This window comes from Vibrio sp. B181a, assembly GCF_030248375.1.
In the GTDB taxonomy this organism is placed as follows: Bacteria; Pseudomonadota; Gammaproteobacteria; order Enterobacterales; family Vibrionaceae; genus Vibrio; species Vibrio campbellii.
The window spans coordinates 1-2929 of sequence record NZ_JAHGAD010000041.1 but is presented as its reverse complement, the minus strand read 5'-3'; the positions used below and the strand labels follow the sequence as shown (position 1 = coordinate 2929).

The 2929-nt window shown below is 57.5% G+C and carries 4 protein-coding genes; all 4 read right to left on the bottom strand.

Features of this window, described 5'->3' with window-relative positions; genetic code table 11:
• Positions 1 to 86: 86 nt before the first annotated feature.
• Genes KIO97_RS18485 through KIO97_RS18470 form a run of 4 tightly spaced genes read right to left on the bottom strand, consistent with a single transcriptional unit; the run spans position 87 to position 2924 of the window.
• Complete coding sequence (locus tag KIO97_RS18485) at positions 87 to 506, bottom strand: TIGR03751 family conjugal transfer lipoprotein (protein WP_285383620.1); 420 nt, start codon at positions 504 to 506, stop codon at positions 87 to 89.
• Positions 493 to 1935 carry a TIGR03752 family integrating conjugative element protein gene (locus KIO97_RS18480; RefSeq protein ID WP_285383619.1) on the bottom strand — a complete coding sequence of 481 codons (1443 nt, stop codon included), beginning with the start codon at positions 1933 to 1935 and terminating at the stop codon, positions 493 to 495. Before KIO97_RS18480 ends, KIO97_RS18485 begins: the two co-directional genes overlap by 14 nt.
• Positions 1936 to 1944: 9 nt before the next feature.
• Positions 1945 to 2751: a TIGR03749 family integrating conjugative element protein gene (locus KIO97_RS18475; protein ID WP_285383622.1), complete on the bottom strand. Its 807-nt coding sequence runs from the start codon at positions 2749 to 2751 to the stop codon at positions 1945 to 1947.
• 29 nt (positions 2752 to 2780) lie between these two features.
• Entirely contained in the window at positions 2781 to 2924 is a 144-nt protein-coding gene (locus tag KIO97_RS18470) for a DUF2895 family protein (protein WP_285383621.1), read from the bottom strand.
• Positions 2925 to 2929: the final 5 nt, after the last annotated feature.

Sequence of the window (2929 nt, the reverse complement as noted above, 5' to 3'; positions counted from 1 at the left end):
CGGCACGCTGTAATCCAGTCCCGGCGCTTCCAGCGCTTTGCCTTCGGTGAAAAAGTCGCTCACTGAGTGTTTGATTCGATTTAGCATCACCAATGCTCCTTGGGTAAGTTGGCCGAGCTGCCTAGCGGCGTGGCGTAATGCACGCGCTCATAAAGCGGAAACACGGTGCTGTAGCCTGGCACCGGTAAGGCGCCAGATTGATGCGGCAAGACATACAGCACTACATCAGGGTTAGGCAGCCTTGGAAATTGGTTGGTGGTCTCACGCCAGCTGTCACGGGCGTAGTCGCTTTGACGTTCAGCCAGTGCGCTTACGTCAAGCGGCGCACGCAGCTCGCCGAGGTATTGAGTGAGCTTGTCATCACCGCCCCCACCCATTTGCGCATGCCAAACTTGCTCTGAGTTGGTGTGTGGCTGCGGCAGCGTATCGTCTTGGGCGGTCGAGCAGCCAACCAGCGAAACAATGGCGAGACTAAGAGTGATGGTTATCCACTTATGGCAATGCATAGCTTGCTCCTTGTGAGAGGGTGTCATAACGTACGCGCACTGGCACAGCAGGCGCACGCAAGGTGACGGGTTTTCGAAGGTGAATGCTGGCTTTGGTGCCTGGCGGCGTGTAGATAACATCAAAGCTTGCCCCCATGCGCGCTTGGATAAATTCCGAGACGGTGCCTGTAAACGCGGCCGCCGATTCGGCCGCGGCGTTTTTCGCCGCATTGCCGGTCATGGCCGAGGTACTGGTTGAGCCATCGACCGAAATGGTTTGCTGAGAAATCGCCACTGCATTGGCCGCGGCAGAAGCCGCGTCTAATAATCCTTGGGTGGTCAGGTATTCCGGTGCGTTGGAAATGCGTTCTCCGGTTAAACATGGGTTGCCATTGGGGTCGGCCAAAAAGCCTAGGTCGCCCGTTTTGACTGAGGTGCCATCAAAACCCGAATCAATCGCCTCTTCGTCCTCCGGAAACGAAAGGATTGAGCCGTCCGCGCGAATAAAATCGATGGATTCGACCACGCCGCGCACGCACGACAAACTCCAATCCCCGGTCACGGTGCCAGTGACGATGGCCCCTTGCACATCCGGCAAGGTAAAACCATTCGCCAGCAGGTTCTCTTTGCCGACTATCATTGAAAACGGATAAGGGTCGGTGACTTGGCCATTCATTGGGATGCGCCCCATCAGCGCGGTCATGCTGACGGCGTTGGCGAGCATGGCGCCGCGATGCAAGGTATAGACGGGCGTGCCTTGCTTTTTATTGGTATCAAAGTGGCCAGCTTGGTCAAAGTCATCAGATAGGCCATCAAGCATGTGCCCCGCGACTTGAGTCGCTGGCGTTAGCCAGTTGCCGTCTTTATCTTGGGTCGCATCCAAAGGCTCAGTCCAAATCAGACCATCACCACTGGGCTGCGCGTACCCTATCCCTGAGCCTGTCCCTGTCGGCAGTCCTTGACGCGGCGAGTCCAGGCCCAATTCTTCTTCATACGACATGCTGTCGCGCACCGGCGCTTGACGCGTGCGAAACTCGTCACGGCTTTGACTGACTTTTTCTTCAATGCTGCTTAGTGAGGTGTTAAGCCTTTCGGTTAGCAGGGTAAGCTGACTTTCCAGCGCTTCGACCTGCTTATCATTTTGGCTCTGCTGCTGCGCCATTTGCGCTTGGGTTTGCTCAAGCGCTTTGGCGAGCTGCGCTTTCTCCGCTTCGCTTTTTTGATACGCCACGCCCAGCGTGCGCAGCGTATCGGTTGGACTGTCAGTAAACGCTTTCAGCGCCTTGGTTTGAGCCTGCGTGGCGGCGACGCTCACGGGCGTGTCTTGCTCTGGCTCGGCAGCGGGCTCAGGTTTTGAGGGCGCAGCGCCGATGATGATGGCTAAGGCGATAAAGCCGACCAGCCCCAGTCCGGCGCCAATTTTGATGAGGGGGTTACCGCGTGTCAGCATGTCGCCTCCTTAATGTGCGCTTGGCAGCAGGTTATCGGCCAGTGGGCCTTTCGTGACGATAAACGCGGTGGCTTGCTTGGTGGCGGAATCTGCCGGTCCCAACTCTGGGTGGGAAAAGCTCACCGCGCAGCGTGACAGCAAACATTGACCGCCTAATGTGACCAAACGCGGGTCGAGCGCTTCACGACGCTCGGTTTGGTTGGTTAAACTCACCGCGGTGACCACCTGCTCACCCAGCTGCCACGCTGCGATAGGTTTGGCGCGCACGCGCCATTTGCTGAACGCGTTGGCTTGGATGTCTTCTGGCAGTCCCATGGGGGCGCGCACCACACCAGGCAATGGCTCTAGCGCATGAGAAGGGCTGTAGAGACTTTGCATCGCATAGCGCACCAAAAGCGCCTCTGGCGCCATGCGCAGGTGGGCTAAGTGGGCGTCACGCTCAGACACTTCTGACTTGCCACTGTTCCTGTCTTGGTCGCTTGGGTTACCCGGCAACACAATATCTATCTGTGGCGGGGTGGTTGCGCCCGCTTTGGCGCTGATATCGAGCAGCAGACGCATGCCGTCACTGAGACGCATCACCTGCAATCTTGCAGCATCAAACGGCTCACTGGCGGTCAAATACACGCGCCCGGCTAGCGAGGAGACACGCAGACTGGACGCTAAATGCGCCGGCGTGGCCACACGCACATCCGCGCCAAGGTGGAGGATGGTCTCTTGCTCTGGGGTGAGCGTGATGCTCAGCGGCACCCCGCGCCACTCCATGGCGCGCGGCGTACTGGCAAGCGAAGAAAAACAAGGTAGTGCCAAGACCATCATAAGGCTTACGCCTAATAAGACTTTCATTACGGCTTCTCCTGTTGCTCAAATTGAATTTCACGCGCTGGGCCATCAAAGCAATCAATCGCCAGCTTCCACGGGTTCTTCTCGGAGTCGATGTCGTAACGAACGATGCGTAGCGGCCAGCGAATGAAGTTGTGCTTAACCAGCGTGC